The 16,333-nt window shown below is 67.9% G+C and carries 16 protein-coding genes; 7 read left to right on the forward strand and 9 right to left on the reverse strand.

Annotated elements, in window-relative coordinates; all coding sequences use genetic code 11:
• Positions 1–91: 91 nt before the first annotated feature.
• Positions 92–670 (forward strand): hypothetical protein, encoded by a 579-nt coding sequence (locus ACNQVK_RS16565; protein WP_418030386.1) that lies wholly within the window; start codon positions 92–94, stop codon positions 668–670.
• 60 nt (positions 671–730) lie between these two features.
• Here the strand turns inward: ACNQVK_RS16565 and ACNQVK_RS16570 are convergent, their stop codons facing one another.
• A complete protein-coding gene (locus ACNQVK_RS16570) occupies positions 731–2,104 on the reverse strand; it encodes an adenylate/guanylate cyclase domain-containing protein (RefSeq protein ID WP_418030387.1) in 1,374 nt (457 codons plus the stop codon).
• A gap of 377 nt (positions 2,105–2,481) precedes the next feature.
• On the opposite strand from ACNQVK_RS16570, the gene ACNQVK_RS16575 reads away from it, so the two are divergent.
• Positions 2,482–3,309, forward strand: coding sequence for a universal stress protein (locus tag ACNQVK_RS16575; protein WP_418030388.1), 828 nt, complete (start codon positions 2,482–2,484; stop codon positions 3,307–3,309).
• Here the strand turns inward: ACNQVK_RS16575 and ACNQVK_RS16580 are convergent.
• The 6 genes from ACNQVK_RS16580 to ACNQVK_RS16605 form a co-directional block, all read right to left on the reverse strand.
• Positions 3,306–3,545 carry a DUF1918 domain-containing protein gene (locus ACNQVK_RS16580; protein ID WP_418030389.1) on the reverse strand — a complete coding sequence of 80 codons (240 nt, stop codon included), beginning with the start codon at positions 3,543–3,545 and terminating at the stop codon, positions 3,306–3,308. The genes ACNQVK_RS16575 and ACNQVK_RS16580 overlap by 4 nt on opposite strands.
• 102 nt (positions 3,546–3,647) lie before the next feature.
• Positions 3,648–4,388 carry an SDR family NAD(P)-dependent oxidoreductase gene (locus ACNQVK_RS16585; RefSeq protein WP_211154942.1) on the reverse strand — a complete coding sequence of 247 codons (741 nt, stop codon included), beginning with the start codon at positions 4,386–4,388 and terminating at the stop codon, positions 3,648–3,650.
• Between the two features lie 3 nt (positions 4,389–4,391).
• The gene (locus ACNQVK_RS16590) at positions 4,392–5,957 is read right to left on the reverse strand and encodes a dipeptide ABC transporter ATP-binding protein (protein ID WP_418030390.1); all 1,566 of its coding nucleotides are present in this window, start codon (positions 5,955–5,957) and stop codon (positions 4,392–4,394) included.
• The gene (locus ACNQVK_RS16595; RefSeq protein ID WP_418030391.1) at positions 5,954–6,835 is read right to left on the reverse strand and encodes an ABC transporter permease; all 882 of its coding nucleotides are present in this window, start codon (positions 6,833–6,835) and stop codon (positions 5,954–5,956) included. The genes ACNQVK_RS16590 and ACNQVK_RS16595 overlap by 4 nt, the downstream gene beginning before the upstream one ends.
• Positions 6,832–7,818 carry an ABC transporter permease gene (locus ACNQVK_RS16600; RefSeq protein ID WP_409550689.1) on the reverse strand — a complete coding sequence of 329 codons (987 nt, stop codon included), beginning with the start codon at positions 7,816–7,818 and terminating at the stop codon, positions 6,832–6,834. The genes ACNQVK_RS16595 and ACNQVK_RS16600 overlap by 4 nt, the downstream gene beginning before the upstream one ends.
• Positions 7,815–9,326 (reverse strand): ABC transporter substrate-binding protein, encoded by a 1,512-nt coding sequence (locus ACNQVK_RS16605; RefSeq protein WP_418034184.1) that lies wholly within the window; start codon positions 9,324–9,326, stop codon positions 7,815–7,817. Before ACNQVK_RS16605 ends, ACNQVK_RS16600 begins: the two co-directional genes overlap by 4 nt.
• A 161-nt stretch (positions 9,327–9,487) precedes the next feature.
• Here ACNQVK_RS16605 and ACNQVK_RS16610 point away from each other — a divergent pair, with 161 nt between their 5' ends.
• Positions 9,488–10,012: a hypothetical protein gene (locus ACNQVK_RS16610; RefSeq protein ID WP_418030392.1), complete on the forward strand. Its 525-nt coding sequence runs from the start codon at positions 9,488–9,490 to the stop codon at positions 10,010–10,012.
• Positions 10,013–10,031: 19 nt separating this feature from the next.
• Positions 10,032–11,102, forward strand: a complete 1,071-nt coding sequence (locus tag ACNQVK_RS16615) for a DUF4185 domain-containing protein (protein WP_418030393.1) — start codon at positions 10,032–10,034, stop codon at positions 11,100–11,102.
• Positions 11,103–11,106: 4 nt separating this feature from the next.
• Here ACNQVK_RS16615 and ACNQVK_RS16620 read toward each other — a convergent pair whose 3' ends face one another.
• The gene (locus tag ACNQVK_RS16620) at positions 11,107–11,862 is read right to left on the reverse strand and encodes an SDR family oxidoreductase (protein ID WP_418030394.1); all 756 of its coding nucleotides are present in this window, start codon (positions 11,860–11,862) and stop codon (positions 11,107–11,109) included.
• A 108-nt stretch (positions 11,863–11,970) separates the two neighbouring features.
• On the opposite strand from ACNQVK_RS16620, the gene ACNQVK_RS16625 reads away from it, so the two are divergent.
• Complete coding sequence (locus ACNQVK_RS16625; protein ID WP_418030395.1) at positions 11,971–12,519, forward strand: TetR/AcrR family transcriptional regulator; 549 nt, start codon at positions 11,971–11,973, stop codon at positions 12,517–12,519.
• Here ACNQVK_RS16625 and ACNQVK_RS16630 read toward each other — a convergent pair.
• Positions 12,509–13,255 (reverse strand): 3-oxoacyl-ACP reductase family protein, encoded by a 747-nt coding sequence (locus tag ACNQVK_RS16630; RefSeq protein ID WP_418030396.1) that lies wholly within the window; start codon positions 13,253–13,255, stop codon positions 12,509–12,511. The genes ACNQVK_RS16625 and ACNQVK_RS16630 overlap by 11 nt on opposite strands.
• Before the next feature lie 126 nt (positions 13,256–13,381).
• On the opposite strand from ACNQVK_RS16630, the gene ACNQVK_RS16635 reads away from it, so the two are divergent.
• Complete coding sequence (locus tag ACNQVK_RS16635; protein ID WP_418030397.1) at positions 13,382–14,455, forward strand: dihydrodipicolinate reductase; 1,074 nt, start codon at positions 13,382–13,384, stop codon at positions 14,453–14,455.
• Between the two features lie 63 nt (positions 14,456–14,518).
• A complete protein-coding gene (locus tag ACNQVK_RS16640; RefSeq protein ID WP_418030398.1) occupies positions 14,519–16,330 on the forward strand; it encodes an Hsp70 family protein in 1,812 nt (603 codons plus the stop codon).
• The last annotated feature ends 3 nt before the right edge of the window (positions 16,331–16,333 follow it).

Raw genomic sequence — 16,333 nt, forward strand, 5'->3', positions numbered from 1 at the left:
TAGCCGGCTACGCGTGTCCCGATGACGTGCAAGTCGCCAGGCTGGCCACAGGACGTCCATTCGGGGCGCCATGTATGAGAAGGACACGGACATGACCATCGCAAGTGACAAGACCATCGAGAAATCAACGACGGCGCCCTTCGCGAGCCGGCGCAGTATCCATGCCTACCGGGCCGGGACGTTCGTCCTGATCGTCGCAGAGGGCGATCTGCCGACCCCGGGATTCGACGTCGACATCGAGCAGGACCCGATCCGGATCTTCCCTCCGCATTTCGATCTGCTCGCGATCCCGCGCAGCGGCATCTGGCCGCAGATCGTCACGCCCTACCGGTACGCCGAGTTCGTGCGCTACCAGCAGGACATTTCGACCATCACGGTGCACCACGCCGACGGGCAGGACGAGGTCGTGATCGAGGAGCCATCCGGTGGTCTCCATCAGTTCGCCGCACTACCTTCGGTGAGCGTCGATGACTCCGACGAGGCCATCGGTACGTCGTCCGATCCGAGCTTCGATGATGCGTTCCGCGCAGCGCTGGAGAACCTGCCGTACCGCAAGCCCGAGCACCCGGACGAACAGACCAGGGTCGAGGTGCTGGAGACGGCGGGTTTGTTCGGCGGTATCGCCGGATTGCACGAGCTCTACGTACGGGTTCGCCGCACGGTGATCTGACTCGCACACAGCGGATCCGGTCCCGCCCCCAGCAGGTATCGCTCGGGGCGGGATTTCCTGTCAGGAGGCGGCTTTCACGGTGCGAGGTTTCGCGGAAACAGGCGCATACACCGCGACCGGATTGGTCTTGCCCTTGAGCGCCAGGCCGGGCCGGGGCTCGAAATCGCCTCGGTCGCCGGTGAGTTGACTCAACGTCGCGCCGGTGAGCAGCACGGTGTCGCCGGTCTGGCGGGTCGCGGTCTCGACCCGGGCCGCGACGTTCACCGCGTCGCCGATCACCGAGAACTCCAAACGCCCTGCGCCGCCCACATTTCCGGCCACCACGGGCCCGGAGTTCAGGCCGACACCCACCGTCAGGCTGCCGCTGAACTCCTCGTGCACCGCGTCGGCGATCTGCAGCGCGGCACCCAGCGCGTCGTCGGCATGACGGTCCTGGCGCCGGGGCGCCCCGAAAACCGCCATCAGGCCGTCGCCCGCGTACTTGTCGACGTGACCGCCGTGGTCGTGCACGATCGGGACGATCCGTTCGAACAACCGGTTCAGGGTCGTGACAACCTCGGTGGGCCGCAGCCGCTCGGCGAACGTGGTGAATCCGCGGACGTCGACGAACATCAGCGTGACATCCAACTCCTGGGCCTCCAACGCTCCGGCGGCACACAGGATATGTTCGGCCACATCGCGATCCACGTAGGTGCCGAACGCGTCGCGGATTCGCTCACGTTCGGCCAGGCCGGCCGTCATCGTGTTGAAACCGGCTTGTAGCCGGCCGATCTCGCTGGCGTCATCGACCTCGACCCGGGCATCGAAGTCACCCGCCCGCACCTCGGCCAGGGCCCGGCGCAATGCGGTGATCCGTTCGGTGACCGAGCGGATGGCGATCAGGATCGCCAACAACCCCACCACGATCGCGACCGCCACCAGGATCAGGATCGCCACGAAGGTGCGCTGGGCCCGGAAGCCGACGTCGGCCAGATAGCCGACCGCCAGCACCGCGATGCCGAACAGCGGAACCCCGGTGGCGAGCAGCCATGCCATCACCAGCCTGCGCCCGATCGTCTGGCCGAACCGCCGGTCCGGCGTTGCGCCGTCGAGGGCCCGGGCCGACACCGGCCGCATGACCCGCTCGACGATCAGATACCAGACCGCGCTCGTCGAAGTGCCGCCCAGCGCCACCACGCTGAAGATGTACACCGCGGTGGACACCTGCTGGCTGAGCGCCAGTGACCCGAAGATCACCGCCCCGAAGCCCCACACCGCAGCCGACAACCGCACTGCCTCGCCCGAGGCGCCCAGCGTCATCCGCTGTTCCTCCGGGGTGGGTGGGCGGCCCTCGGTGAGCCAGGCCGTGCTGACGGCGAACCGGTGCCGCCGGACCCGCAGCATCACGGGAACCGCGACCGCCAGGAACACGATCAGCACGGTGCCGCCGCGCATCAGCAGGGCTTGGGTGTCCGCCGGGCTGCAACACGATGGGGGCCGCGAAGGCCAGGAACCCGCCGACGATCCCGCCGCCACCGGCGCTGACCACGGCCGCACCCCACACCCACCGCTTGAACGTCTGATCACGAAGTTCGGCCCCGGCACTGGCGGTGCCGGCTGCGGGGGCGGCCGCGATGGGTGTGTCGAGGTGTGCCAAGCCGTTGACGGTGGCGTCCATGAGCAGAGCTTGCGCGCATAAGCAGGGCGCTCGATAGGGTAGCGCGCTACCTGTTTCCCGCTCGGCGCCGTGAGCCCTCGGCGCGAACCCGATGGGTACTGCGAGCGGCCCTTTAGTCTGGAATCGGACGCACGGACGGAACAAGGGGTCACACATGAAGGTAGTGCTCGGTTACGACGGGTCGCTCGCGGCCAACGCGGCGATCAGAAATGGTGCCGCATTGTTCCCGGCCGCCGATGCGGTTGTCGTCTATCTGTGCACACCGCCGTTCGGCAGCAAGGGTTTGCGGGCGCGGTTACGCCACTCGGCGCGCAACGTCGACGAGCTGATCGATCTGGTCGACCGGGAAAGCGACGGTGAGGCCGCTCGGCTGGTCGACACCGGTGTCACCCTGGCGCGGGCCGCCGGCTGGAATCCCGAGCCGCTGGTCAAGCGCACCTGGGCGGGAGAGGGCCTGGGGTTGGCGCAGGTGGCCGAACAACTCGAACCCGATGTGTTGATCGTCGGCGCTCGAGGGATCGGTGCGAGCGACTCGAAGCTGGGCAGTGTCTCGGACCTCGTGGTGCACCATGCAGCCCGCGCGGTGCTCGTGGTGTCCCAGAACATGATCTCGTCCGAATACGACGCGGTGGCCGATGGGCCGGTTGTGGTCGGAGTCGACGGCTCAGCCGGTTCGGAGCGGGCGCTGAGCGCGGCCCGAGCCCTGTTCCCGGCCCGCGAGGTGGTCACGGTCGGGGTGGACGACGGCAGTGCGGTCGACGTCGCCGCAGACCAGCCGGCACATCGCGTGCCGAGGTTCCGCGGGTCCGGCGCCGGTGCGACCGCTGATGCATTGGTCGCCTTTGCCGAAGATCAACGGGCCGGGGTTGTCGTGGTGGGCTCGCGCGGACGGTCGGCGCTGAAGAAGGTGCTGCTGGGCAGTGTGGCTGCCGCGACGCTGCAGCGCACGTACCGGCCGGTCCTGGTGGTGCCGGGCGGTTAGCCTCGGCGGCCCTGCCGCTCTGCCGCGCGTTCGGCCGCACGGGAGTGCTCGGCGGCCGTGACCACGACCGCGTCAGGGCCGGGATAGACCGTCGCTTCGTGGCCGGTCACCAACCACCGCACCACAAACGGCGGGGATCCGTCCTCGGTGCGCACCTCGAGGATCTCGGCGTGCTGTTCGTGCTGGTCGGTGGTGGTGCCTTTGACTACCAGGAAATCGCCGACGTGGGCTTTCATCGTCCGCTCCCTTCGCCGTACCCGGCGGACACTCCTATCGTGCGCGCGTCGGGCCGCGGAAGGAACCGTGCGTGGCGAATATTCACACGGGAACGCCCGCGCTCATCCCGCTGTCTTGCCCGCATCGACGATGTAGACCGCGCCGTGCACAGCGGCGGCGTCGTCACTGGCCAGGAAGGCGATGGTCTTGGCGACATCGGCCACGTCCATCATTCCGCGGGGCGCGGCGATCCTCAGGATCAGATTCCAGTCGGCGTCCTCCGGGGCGGCGAACTCGGTGGTCTGCGGGGTGAGCATGCCGCCCGGGCACACCGCGTTGACGCGCAGCCGCTCCGAGGTGAACTCGATGGCCAGGGCACGGGTGAGACCGACCAGGCCGTGCTTGGCCGCGCAGTATCCCGCCGAGTAGACCTCACCCTCGATTCCGGCGATGGACGCGACGTTGACGATGTTGCCGCCGGCCTCCAGCAAGTGGGGCAGGGCCGCCCGGCACAGGAAGAACGGCCCGTTGAGGTTGACCGCGAGATCCTTGTCCCAGTCCTCGTCGGTGACCGACACGGTGTGGCGCATCTGGTGGAACCCCGCGACATTGATCAGCGCGTCGAGGCGGCCGAACTTCTCGACGCACTGCGCCACCGCGTCCCGGCAGGCATCCGAGGAAGAGATGTCCACCGAGGCGTAGGCCCCGCCGGGCACGTCCTCGAACACCGTCGCCATCCGTTCGGCGTCGCGGGCGACACCGAACACCGAAGCGCCGCGGGCGGCGAACAATTGGGCGACTGCCGCGCCGAGACCCGATGAGGCACCGGTGACCAACGCGACCTTTCCATCCAGAGCAGTCATGGCTCACACCTTCTCACGCGGCCTCGCCGGCGGAACCGCGGCCAGCAGGGTGCGGGTGTAGGAGTGCTCGGGGGCGGTGAACAACTCGGCGGCCGGGCCGTATTCGACCACCTCGCCGGCCCGCATCACCAGCACGTCGTGACACATCCGGTGCACGACTGCCAGGTCGTGGGCGATGAACAGGTAGGTCAATCCCAGCTCGCGCTGCAGCCCGAACAACAAGTCCAGTACTCGCGACTGCACCGACACATCCAGGGACGCAGTCGACTCGTCGAGGATCAGCACATCGGGTTCGGTGGCCAGCGCCCGGGCGATGCTGACTCGCTGACGCTGGCCTCCGGACAGCTCGTGCGGATAGCGGGACGCGAAATCGGCAGGCAGGCCGACGAGTTCGAGCAGCTCGGCCACCCGCGCGGCGCGAGCCTGGCGCCCTGCCGCCAGCCGGTGCACACGCAGCGGCTCACCGATCGCGGCGCTGACCCGGGCCCGCGGATCGAGCGAGGCGAACGGATCCTGAAACACCAGGCTGATCCGCCGGCGCAGTGCGCGCCCGCCGGCCAACACGTCTTCACCGTCCAGCGTCGCGGTCCCAGCCGACGGCTCCGCGAGCCCCGTCAGTGCGGCGGCCACCGTCGACTTGCCCGAACCCGATTCGCCGACGATCCCCAGCGTCGTCGCGCGCCGGAGCTGAAACGAGACATCCTTGACGGCATGCACCGGGCCGTACCGCACATCAAGCCCGTTGGCCTGCAACAGAACCGGTGCATCATCCGGCGCGGGTTCGGGTCCCGCGCCGTCGAGCGACGGGCGGGCCGCCAGCAACTCGCGGGTATAGGAGTGCTGCGGGTGGTCGAACACCTGCAGGATCGGTGCCTGCTCGACAGCCTCGCCGTCACGCAGCACGGTCACCTCATCGGCCACCTGGCCGATGACCCCGAGATCGTGACTTATCCACACCACCGCGGTACCGAAATCCCGCTGCAGCTCGGCCACCAGGTCGATGATCTGGGCCTGGGTGGTGACATCGAGTGCGGTCGTCGGTTCGTCGGCGATGAGCAGTTCCGGATCGCAGGACAGGGCGATCGCGATCATCACCCGCTGGCGTTGCCCGCCGGACAGTTGATGGGGGTACGCATCGAGCCGATCAGGAGAAAGCCCGACCGCCTCGAGCAGCTCACCGGCCCGCACCCGGGCCTGCCGCCGCGTCATCTTGCGGTGTGTCTCAAGGGTTTCGGTGATCTGGCGTTCCAGGGTCAGCAGAGGGTTGAGTGACGTCCCTGGATCCTGGAAGACGAATCCGATCCGGCTGCCGTGCACCGCGCGCAGTGCCCGCGCCGAGGCGCCGATCAATTGGGACCCGCCGGCCAAGGTGCTGGTTCCGGCGACCACGGCACCCGGTGCGTCCAACAAACCGGTGGCGGCCAGCACCGTCATCGACTTGCCCGAACCGGACTCGCCGACGATCCCTACGGTCTGCTCACGGTGCACCTCGAAGGACACACCCCGCACGATCTCGCGGCGACCGATCGTCACCCGGAGGTCATCGACCTTCAGCGCCGGCGGATTCATCTGCGCCCTGCCCTTCTCGCCTCGATCGAGGTCCGCTGTTTCGGGTCGAGCACGTCGCGCAGACCGTCACCGAACAGGTTGAACGCCAACACCATCACGAAGATCGCCGCACCCGGGAACACCGCCATCCACCAGGCCAGCGTGACGAAACCCTGGGCGTCGAAGATCATCCGGCCCAGCGACGGCTGCGGCGGCTGGATCCCCAGCCCCAGAAACGACAACGCGGCCTCGGCCAGGATCGCGAAGGCCAAGGACAGTGAGAGCTGAACGATCAACGGCCCGGCGATGTTCGGCAGGATGTGCCGGACCAGGATGTAGCCGTCGCCGGTGCCCATGCTCCGTGACACCGCGACGAACGGTTCCACCCGCACACCCAGCGCCGAGGCCCGGGCCACCCGCGCGAAGATCGGGATGTAGACGATCCCGATGGCCAGCATCGTGGTGGTGATGCCGGGGCCGAGGACCGCCACGATCGCCAGCGCGAGCAACAACACCGGGAAAGCGAACATGACGTCGACGACGCGCATCACCACGGTGTCGATCCAGCCGCCCCGATAACCGGCGAGCACACCGACCAGCACGCCGATCACCGCGGCCAGCGCGACGGAGACCACCGCGACCCGAAGCGAGGCCGCGATCGCCACCAATACGCGGGAGAACACGTCGCGGCCGAGCTCGTCGGTGCCGAACCAGTGCGCGGTACCGGGGCCCTGCAGTGCGCTGGGCACGTCGATGTCGTTGATGCCGTGCGGGGCGATCCACGATGCCGACACCGCGACGACCAGTACCGCCAGCAGCACCGCGGCGCTGATCGCGGTCACCGGATTCGACAACAGCAGCCGCCAGGATGCGACCCGGGAATTCTGGGTGGTGGTCATGACAGCCGGATCCTCGGGTCGACGATCGCATACAGCACGTCCACCAGCAGGTTGATCAGCAGGAACAACACGGCGATCAACAACACCGCACCCTGGATCACCGGATAGTCCCGTGCGGCAACCGAATTGAACACCAACCGGCCCAGACCCGGCCAGGCGAACACCACTTCCACCACGATCACCCCGCCCAGGATCGTGGCCAGCTGGATCCCGGTGATGGTCAACACCGGCAGCAGCGCGTTGCGCACGATGTGCCGGAAGGTGACCACCGGTGGCGCCAGGCCCTTCGACCGCGCGGTACGGACGTAGCCCATGGCGGCCACCTCCAGCACCGCCGAGCGCACGTAGCGCGTCATGATGGCGCCGGCCACCAGGCCGACCGTCAGCCCGGGCAGGATGATGTGGCGCAGCCAGCCGCCCGGATCTCCCAGCAGCGGGCGGTATCCCGAGGTGGGCAGCCAGCCCAGTGTGGAGGCGAACACGCCGATCAGCAGGATGCCCAACCAGAAGTCCGGCACCGACACCCCGAACTGACTGGCGACCCGCACGATCGCGTCACTGACCCGGCCCTCCCGCAGCGCCGAGAAGATCCCGGCGGGCAGCGCGATCACCAGCGCGATGAGGATGCCGACCACCCCGAGGGACAACGTGGCAGGCAACCGGTCGAGCAGGGTCACGGTGACCGGGTCGCCGTTGCGGAAGCTGACGCCGAGGTCGCCGGTCAGTGCCGAACCGAGATAGGAGAAGAACTGCTCGACGATGGGCCGGTCCATGCCGCTGGCCGCACGCAGAGCGTCGTAGGCCTGCGGGGTGTAGCGGGTGCCGAGTGCGATACGGACGGGGTCGCCCGGCACCAGGTGCACCAGGGCGAACACCACGATCAGGACCCCGATGAGCACCACCGCCGAGTACACCAGCCGGCGGGCCAGGAACTCCACGATCGGATGTTTGTCGCGGATCGTGCGCAAATCCTGTTGGGTCAAGAGTTCTCACCTCGATCAAGGTCGGCGGTGCGGAACCGGACGGCGCCGTCGCGGCGCACCTGGTATCCCGACAGGTTGTTGGCCCAGGCCTGGATCACCGACGGGTTGTACAGATAGATGTAGCTGGCCTGATCGGCGATCCGCGTTGCGGCTTTGGCGTAGATGTCCTTTCGCTTGGCGACATCGGTTTCGGTGCGGCCCGCATCGAGCAGGCGGTCGACCTCGGGGTCGGAGAACTTCTGCGCGTTGCTCGTGCCGTGCGTGTGGTGCTGGGCGTAGTAGAAGTCGTCCGGGTCGATGTTTCCCAGCCAGCCCATCATCAGCATGTCGAAGTGGCCGTTGTTCTGTTCGTCGAGCCAGGTGGCGAAGTCCACGGTGCGGATGTTCACCGTGATGCCAAGGGGTGCAAGGTTGTCGGCGATGATCTGAGCGGCCGTCACGGTCTCGGGGTACTCGCTGGTGACCAGCATGTCGAGGTCCTGGGGTGCGGCGCCGGACGCCTGGAGGAGGCTTCGTGCCTGGTTCACGTCGTAGCGGTAGCGCTGATAATCGGTGAACCACGGGCTGCCGCGCGGGATCGCCAGCTGATTGACCTCGGCGGTGCGGTAGCTGGTGGCCGCGGCGATCGCGTCACGGTCGATGCCGTACGCGATGGCCTCGCGCACGCGTGGGTCATTCCACGGCGGCCGGGCCTCGTTGAGCGCCAGGTACCAATAGTCGTTGCCCGGTGTGACCGCCAGCCTCAGCGAGTCGTCGTCGCGCAACTGGGCCACCCGCTGCGGCGGCACCGAATCCGTCCAGTCGATCTCGCCGGCCTGCAGCGCCGACAACGCCGTCGTCGGCTCGGAGATGAACCGGAACGTCACCCCGGACACAGGGGGAGCACCTCCCCAATAGTGCGGGTTGGCCGTCAGGGTGATGGAGTCGCCGCTGCGGCGGCCGGCGAACGAGAACGGGCCGGTGCCGATCGGATGGGTGGCGATCTGGCCGCTTTCGACGTTGGCGCGTTGCACGATCGCCATGCCCTTGAACCCGCCGAGGTTGGTGAGCAGGTTCGGGGTGGGCTGACGGACTGTGATCCGCACGGTCGCCGGGTCCGGCGTGGTGACACTGCTGACGGCACTGAACTTGTCGACGTTGGTCAGCTGCTCGTCGATGATGCGGCGGTACGAATACACCACGTCGTCGGCGGTCAGCGGACTGCCGTCATGCCAGCGCACGCCGTCGCGCAGGCGGAAGGTCCAGGTGAGTTGGTCGTCGCTGACCTCCCAGGACTGCGCCAGCGCCGGGCGCATCTGCAGGTCCTCGTCGGGTTCGACCAGGGTGTCGAACACGTTCTCCAACACCTCGAACGAGAAATAGGCACTCGTCCGGTGCGGGTCGAGCTGATCGGGTTCCCCCGCGATGGCCGCGATGAGATTGCCCGACGATTCGTCGCCGAGGTCTACCCGGCTGCCGGTGGAACAGGCAGCCAGCACGAACACCAGGACTGCCGCCAACGTTTTCATCGCTGGTCGTGTGGTCACGATAACTCCAGGATCACCGCGGGTGATCCGCCGTACGCTCACCCGCTGGGGCCGTCACGGGGGCCGGCTCGATAGATACCGACCCATACCGGTGACGACGCTGATGAAGACTGCGATACTCACCCATTGTGACGTTCAAGCGCATGGCTTCTGCAGCCGCCCTGTTCTCGTCGGTCGGAATCGGACTCAGCCTGGGGGTTGCCGCCCCGGCGCAGGCTGACCCCGTCATGCTGGGCAATTACACCTACACCCAGGAGGGCGGCAAGACCGACAACTGGGCTGTCTGGCCGTCCTGTGTCCCGACCGTCGGGGATCTGCGTGAGCCGCTGGAACTCGCGGTGGCCTGCCGGCTGCACGTGGAGACCCAGCGCGTCAGCGTCGGTGGTGACGCCAGGCTGGTCGGTGGCCAGTGGACGTATTCGACGGCGATCAAAGAGGGCTTCCAGTGCGCCGACGGTAGTTGGGCGCCGATCACCGAGACCTACAAGTTCGACGACATCGCGCTGAGGGGTACCCGCAACGTGTCCAACAACGAGGCCTGCGGCGGCACAGTGGCGGCCGCGATCCACACGTTCCCCTTCACGCTGGCGTACAAGGAGCCGCTGCGGACCCAGGTCAAGGTCTACCCGCTCGATTGCGAGCCGGGCGGATTGCGGTGGTGCACGTAGGCCCGAAGGAGCAGGGGGAGTGCTGCCGCTGATCGACGGCAAGGTCGTCGACATCACCGGGCCGGGCCGCACCGACCGGTTCGGTGTCACCGCCACCGATCTCGGTGCGTCGATCATCGCGCCCAACGGCAAGCTGGTATCGGTCTTCGGTGACACGTTCTCGGGGAGCCGGGTCGGCAAGGGCGACTGGCGCTCACCGGTGGTTCTGATCGGCAGCGGCGACGCCAATCACGAGATCGTCTACGAATCCGCCGGGGGAGCCGACCCCGACTACGCGCGGCAGCTGTGGCACTACATCCACGACGACGAGGCATCCGGGTGGCGGCGCGGCGGCATCAGCACGGTGATCCCGTCGGATCTGCTGCGGGTGGGCGACTCGCTGTACCTGCACGCGATCGTCAATCATGGCTTCGGCACGGTCATCTGGACCGAGATCTGGCGCTCCGACGACAGCGGGGTGTCCTGGACCCATCTGGGTGAAGAGGCGAAATTCCCGGCCGATCTGCACGACGGTCACGCCCAGTGCTGGTCGTGGGACTTCGATCCGCACGACGGCTGGGTGTATGTGGTGGCGACGGGATTTCAGCGTGACAAGGGCATCATCCTGATGCGGGTTCGCCCCGATCAGATCGGCCGACGGTCGCAATACGCCGGCTGGGGTTTCACCAACGGACGCTGGCAGTGGGGGCGGCAGGCCACGCCGATCACCCCACCGGACGAGCACTGGGGTGAACTGACATTCCGCCGCACCGGACCCGGAAGATGGGTCCTGGGCGGATTCCTGGCGTCCTCATACGCATTGGGCTACCGGGTGGTGTCCTCCCCGGTGGCCAACATGTACACCACCCCGGTCCAGACGCCCATCGTCGGGTCGTCGTGGGAGGCCGAGGACCACGCCGGCAGCAAGGTCGCCCAGCTCTACGGCGGCTACCTCTTGCCGGGCTCGCGCTTCGGCATCACCGGCGGCGTCGGGCTGGTGGTCTCGCAATGGCGCACCGACACCGGATGGCCCTACCGGGCAATGCAATTCAAAGCCGGGCTGAAGGACACCTCCAAGACGCCGAGAAAGCCCGACCCGATCAACCTGTGAGTGCTCAGACGGTGTAGCCGCCGTCGACGTTCCAGTTGGCACCCGTGACGTAGGCCGACTCCGGCCCGGCGAGGAAGCTCACGATGGCGGCGACGTCGCCGGTGTGCCCGTAGCGTCCGAGAACGCCCACTTGCTTTCGCTCTTCGGCAGATTCGCCCTCGGCGGGGTTCATATCGGTGTCGATCGGCCCCGGCTGCACATTGTTGACGGTGATCCCCCGCGGTCCGAGCTCGCGGGCCAGGCCGCGGGTCAGGGAGGCGACCGCGCCCTTGGTCATCGCGTAAACGGCCAGACCGGCCTCGGGAACCCGGTCGGCGTTGATGCTGCCGATGTTGATGATCCGTGAGCCGTCACCCAGATGAGCGACCGCGTGACGGATGGCCGAGTACACCCCACCGATGTTGATGGCGACCAGGCGATCGAACTGCTCCTGCGGGAAGTCGCCGATCGGTGCGACGTAGGCCGTGCCGGCATTGTTGACCAGGATGTCGAGTCCGCCGAGCGCGGCCGCGGCCTGCTCGACGGCGGACGCCACCTGTGCCGGGACGGCGGCGTCGGCCTGGATGGACACGACCTTCGCGCCGTTCGCGCTCACCTCGGCCACCAGCTTGTCGGCCTCGGTTGCCGAGGCTCCGTAGGTGAATGCCACCGCGGCGCCGTCGGCAGCGAGGCGTCGCACGATGTCCGCGCCGATACCGCGGGATCCTCCGGTTACCAGTGCCCGGCGCTCGGTGAGGGGTGCCTCGGTAGCTGCTGCCACGGTGATGTCCTCCTTGATTACGAACCGATTGGTTACAAAGTATGCTGAGGTCAAGTCTAGTGTCGAGAGGATGATTCCCGGTGTGACCGGGAACACGAAAGGTGGGTCATGGCGGTAGGGCGACCCCGGGAGTTCGACGCCGGTGAGGTCGAGGACATCGCGATGAAGCTGTTCTGGGACCGTGGCTTCGATGGCGTGTCGATCAGCGATCTGACCGCCGCGACGGGCGTGAACCGGCGGGGTATCTACGCCGAGTTCGGCTCCAAGGAAGGGCTCTTCGAACGTGCCAAGCTGCGGTACATCGCCGGACCGGGTGGCTATATGGCCGAGGCGCTCACCCTGCCGACCGCGCGTGAAGTGGCCGAGGCGATGGTGCACGGCGCCGCGGACGCCACCTCAAGTGGCCCTCACGGCTGTCTGCTGGTCGGAAATGCTGTCGGGCTGGCCGAGTTTCGTGATGCGTCGGTGCGCGAGCTGGCGCACCGATTCGATAGGGCCGTGGCGGCGGGCGAGCTGTCCGAGGTGGACACGTTATCGCTCGCCCGCTGGATTGCCGCGGTATGCCAAGGTATTTCGATCCAGGCCAGAAGCGGGGCGACGCGAGCGGACCTGCATGCGGTCGCGGATCTCGCGTTGGCGGGATGGCCTATGCGGTGAAGCCGCCGTCGACGTTCCAGTTCGCCCCGGTGACGTACCCCGACTCCGGGCCGGCCAGGAAGCTCACGACGGCGGCGATGTCGCTGGTGTGTCCGTAGCGGCCCAACGCGGTGGTTTGCCTTACGGCATCGGCGAATTCGCCTTCGTCGGGGTTCATGTCGGTGGCGATCGGACCCGGTTGCACGTTGTTGACGGTGATGCCGCGGGGTCCCAGTTCGCGGGCCAGGCCGCGGGTCAGGGAAGCGACCGCCCCCTTGGTCATCGCGTAGACCGCGGTTCCACCGGTCGGGACCCGGTCGGCGTTGATGCTGCCGATGTTGATGATCCGTGATCCCTCACCGAGGTGGCTCACCGCAGCGCGGATCGCCGAGTACACCCCACCGATGTTGATCGCGACCACGCGATCGAACTCCTCCTGCGGGAATTCGTCGATAGGTGCCAGGTAGGCGGTTCCGGCGTTGTTGACCAACACGTCCAAGCCGCCGAGGGCGGACACGGTCTGCTCGACCGCGTTCGCTACTTGCACCGGGTCGGCGCTGTCGGCCTGGATCGCCGCCGCCTTGGCGCCATCGGCAGTCAGTTCCGCCACCAGCTTGTCAGCCTCAGCGGCAGACGCCCCGTACGTGAACGCCACCGCGGCGCCGTCGGCCGCCAACCGTCGCACGATGCCCGCGCCGATTCCGCGGGATCCTCCGGTCACCAGTGCGCGCCGCCCGGCCAGGGTTGCAGAAGTCATTTTGGTTTCCTTCCACGCGTTCAAGGCTTTTCCGGTCTGATCGACCGCGGGCCATGCTTGGTAAAGGGCCGTGTTCGAGCGGAGATTCCCGGTGTGACTGGCCTCACTCTGTGTCAAGGTGTTCGGATGGTCAAGCGCGTAGTGGTTTGGGGTACCGGTTTCGTCGGACAGATGGTGATCGCCGAGATCATCAAGCATCCGTTGTTCGAACTCGTCGGTGTGGGTGTCAGCAATCCGGAGAAGGTCGGCCGCGACGTCGGCGAGATCTGCGGCCTCGGTGCCGCCGTGGGTGTCCGGGCCACCGACGACATCGAGGCGCTGATCGCGCTGAAGCCCGACGCCTTGGTGCACTACGGGCCGACGGCCGCCCATGCCGACGTCAACATCGACGTGATCACCCGTTTCCTGCGGGCCGGGATCGATGTCTGCTCGACCGCGATGACCCCGTGGGTCTGGCCCAAGATGCACCTCAACCCGCCCAACTGGATCGAGCCGATCACCGAGGCCTGCGAGGCGGGAGGGGCGTCGTGTTTCACCACCGGAATCGACCCGGGTTTCGCCAATGACCTGTTCCCGATGACCTTGATGGGCCTGTGCTCGGAGGTGCGCCGTGTGCGGGCCTCGGAATTGCTGGACTACACCAATTACACCGGCGACTACGAATTCGAGATGGGTATCGGCAAACCGCCCGAGCACCGTGCCCTGCTGGAAACTCCGGACATCCTCATCTTCGCCTGGGGCGCAACGGTTCCGATGATCGCCCATGCGGCGGGCATCGAGCTCGACGAGATCACCACCACATGGGACAAGTGGATCACCCCCGACGAACGCAAATCGGCCAAGGGCATCATCCCGGCCGGCAACGTCGCGGCCGTGCGCTTCACGATCAACGGCGTGTATCGCGGCGAGACCCGGATCCAGCTCGAGCACGTCAACCGGATCGGTCTGGACGCCGCACCGGAGTGGCCGTCCGGAAACGACAACGACGTGTACCGCGTCGACATCGAGGGCACCCCGAGCATCTCTCAGGAGACCGCGTTCCGGTTCACCGACGGTTCCGGTCGCGATGCGGCCGCGGCGGGCTGCCTGGCCACCGGATTGCGCGCGCTCAACGCCGTGCCCGCGGTCAATCAACATTCGCCAGGATGGGTGACCGCACTCGATCTACCTCTGATTCCAGGTTTCGGCACCATTCGCTAGGTAACGCCAGCCCCGTCAATCGAGAGGGACTACCGGATAGGGTTCTTCTCGAAACGGGGTGACATGGCTGACGGGATCGGGTTGTCGATTGGATCGACGAACCTCACAGCGGTAGTGGTGGGCCGCACCGCGGTGACGCGGTCGCCGGTGTTGACCCTCTTCCCGCACCGGGCCCCTGAGGTGGGTGTACCCAGCGAGAACCCCAAACTGAACGAGCGCGGTCTGATCCTCACCGACTTCGTCGAGCGGGTGGGGGACCCGGTCGGGATGCTGGCCCCTGACGGCTCGTCGCACCGGGGCGAGGCCGTGCTGGCCGACGCCCTGGCGGCGCTGCTCCGCACGCTGACCGGGGGACGCCCGCCGGCTGATCCGATCGCCGTCACCCATCCCGCGCACTGGCGGCCCAACCAGGTCGAGGCATTGCGCGCCGAACTGGCCGCCGTCGGCGGCTTCGGAGATCCGGTCCTGGTGCCCGACGCGAAGGCAGCGCTGGTTGCGCTCCAGGACAACCCCGGGGTGCCCACGCGCGGTGTGATCGCGGTGTGCGACTTCGGGGGCAGCGGCACCAGCATCACCCTCGCCGACGCGGACAACGGTTATCAGCCGATCGCGCCGACGATTCGGCACCCCGACCTGTCCGGTGACCTGATGGATCAGGGGCTGCTCACCCACGTGGTGAACGACCTGTCCTCGGCTGGAACGATCGACCTGGCCAGCACCTCGGCCATCGGATCCCTGGGCCGCCTGCGCGCTGAGTGCCGACGCGCCAAGGAGCGCCTGTCCACCGAGTCCGTCACGGCTCTTGTCGCCGAATTGCCCGGGCATCGTAGCGATGTCCGGCTGAACCGCAACGAACTCGACGACGTGATCGCCGAACCGCTGCGCGAGTTCATGTCGGTGCTGCACGGTGCGGTCGAACGCGCCGGCCTGCGCCCCGGTGAGCTCGTGGCGGTGGCCACCACCGGTGGCGGGGCCAGGATCCCGGCGATCACCACGTCGCTGTCCCAGCACCTGCGCGTGCCCGTGATCACCGCGCCGCAACCAGAGCTCACCCCGGCCATCGGCGGTGGCCTGATCGCGGTCCGCGGCACCGCCGAGGACGGCATGACCGCGATGGCGCCTGCCTCCGCCGGGGCCCCGCCGACCGCGGCCGCGGCCTTGGTGGCGCCCGAGCCTCCCGCCGCACCCCAGGCGCTGGCCTGGTCCGATGCCCAGGATGTCCCCGACGTCGCACCGGTCGACGACTACAGCGCCGAGCGGTACGGCGACGACTACGGGACCGACTTCGACACCGGTTTCGAACCCGCGGGCGGGCGCACCACGGCGCGCCCCCAACTCGAGTTCGGTGAGCGTGAGCTGACCGAACGCGACGAGATCGCGGCGATGCCCTGGTACCGGCGGCCCCCGGTGATCCTGGGTGCCGGTGCCGCGGCGGTCCTGGTTGCCGTGGTGGCGGTGTTGATCAGCATCACCGGCAGCGACGAGCCCACTCGTCCGGCGTCCAAGACCAAGGCCGTCCCGTCGACGACTGCCGCCCCAGAGGAGAGCGCACCTGCCGCGCCGGTCGACGGACCCGCGACCGTCGACGCACCGCAGACCGTCACGCATGAGGCTCCGGCCCCGCAAACCGTGACCCAGACCGTGGAGCAACCCGCCCCCGAGGCCCCGCCGGTGACCGAGAACCCTCCGCCTGCCGAGACACCGACCCCGACCCCGACCACCGAGGCTCCACCTCCGACCACGACGGAAGCCCCGGTGACGACCACTCAGGCGCCGACCACCACTCACGCGCCGTGGAGCCCCACCGCCCCGTATCCGACGATCCCCGGCCTGCCGTGGGTTCCGGCGCCGGGCGGCGGTCACACCGGAGGCTGAAGA

Source organism: Mycobacterium sp. 134, from assembly GCF_048282715.1.
GTDB classification, from domain to species: Bacteria; Actinomycetota; Actinomycetes; order Mycobacteriales; family Mycobacteriaceae; genus Mycobacterium; species Mycobacterium septicum.

Coding starts and splice junctions, on each gene's coding strand:
- ACNQVK_RS16565 (WP_418030386.1), top strand. CDS start 92: ATGACCATCGCAAGTGACAAGACCATCGAGAAATCAACGACGGCGCCC.
- ACNQVK_RS16570 (WP_418030387.1), bottom strand. CDS start 2,104: ATGCGCGGCGGCACCGTGCTGATCGTGTTCCTGGCGGTCGCGGTTCCC.
- ACNQVK_RS16575 (WP_418030388.1), top strand. CDS start 2,482: ATGAAGGTAGTGCTCGGTTACGACGGGTCGCTCGCGGCCAACGCGGCG.
- ACNQVK_RS16580 (WP_418030389.1), bottom strand. CDS start 3,545: ATGAAAGCCCACGTCGGCGATTTCCTGGTAGTCAAAGGCACCACCACC.
- ACNQVK_RS16585 (WP_211154942.1), bottom strand. CDS start 4,388: ATGACTGCTCTGGATGGAAAGGTCGCGTTGGTCACCGGTGCCTCATCG.
- ACNQVK_RS16590 (WP_418030390.1), bottom strand. CDS start 5,957: ATGAATCCGCCGGCGCTGAAGGTCGATGACCTCCGGGTGACGATCGGT.
- ACNQVK_RS16595 (WP_418030391.1), bottom strand. CDS start 6,835: ATGACCACCACCCAGAATTCCCGGGTCGCATCCTGGCGGCTGCTGTTG.
- ACNQVK_RS16605 (WP_418034184.1), bottom strand. CDS start 9,326: ATGAAAACGTTGGCGGCAGTCCTGGTGTTCGTGCTGGCTGCCTGTTCC.
- ACNQVK_RS16610 (WP_418030392.1), top strand. CDS start 9,488: ATGGCTTCTGCAGCCGCCCTGTTCTCGTCGGTCGGAATCGGACTCAGC.
- ACNQVK_RS16625 (WP_418030395.1), top strand. CDS start 11,971: ATGGCGGTAGGGCGACCCCGGGAGTTCGACGCCGGTGAGGTCGAGGAC.
- ACNQVK_RS16630 (WP_418030396.1), bottom strand. CDS start 13,255: ATGACTTCTGCAACCCTGGCCGGGCGGCGCGCACTGGTGACCGGAGGA.
- ACNQVK_RS16635 (WP_418030397.1), top strand. CDS start 13,382: ATGGTCAAGCGCGTAGTGGTTTGGGGTACCGGTTTCGTCGGACAGATG.
- ACNQVK_RS16640 (WP_418030398.1), top strand. CDS start 14,519: ATGGCTGACGGGATCGGGTTGTCGATTGGATCGACGAACCTCACAGCG.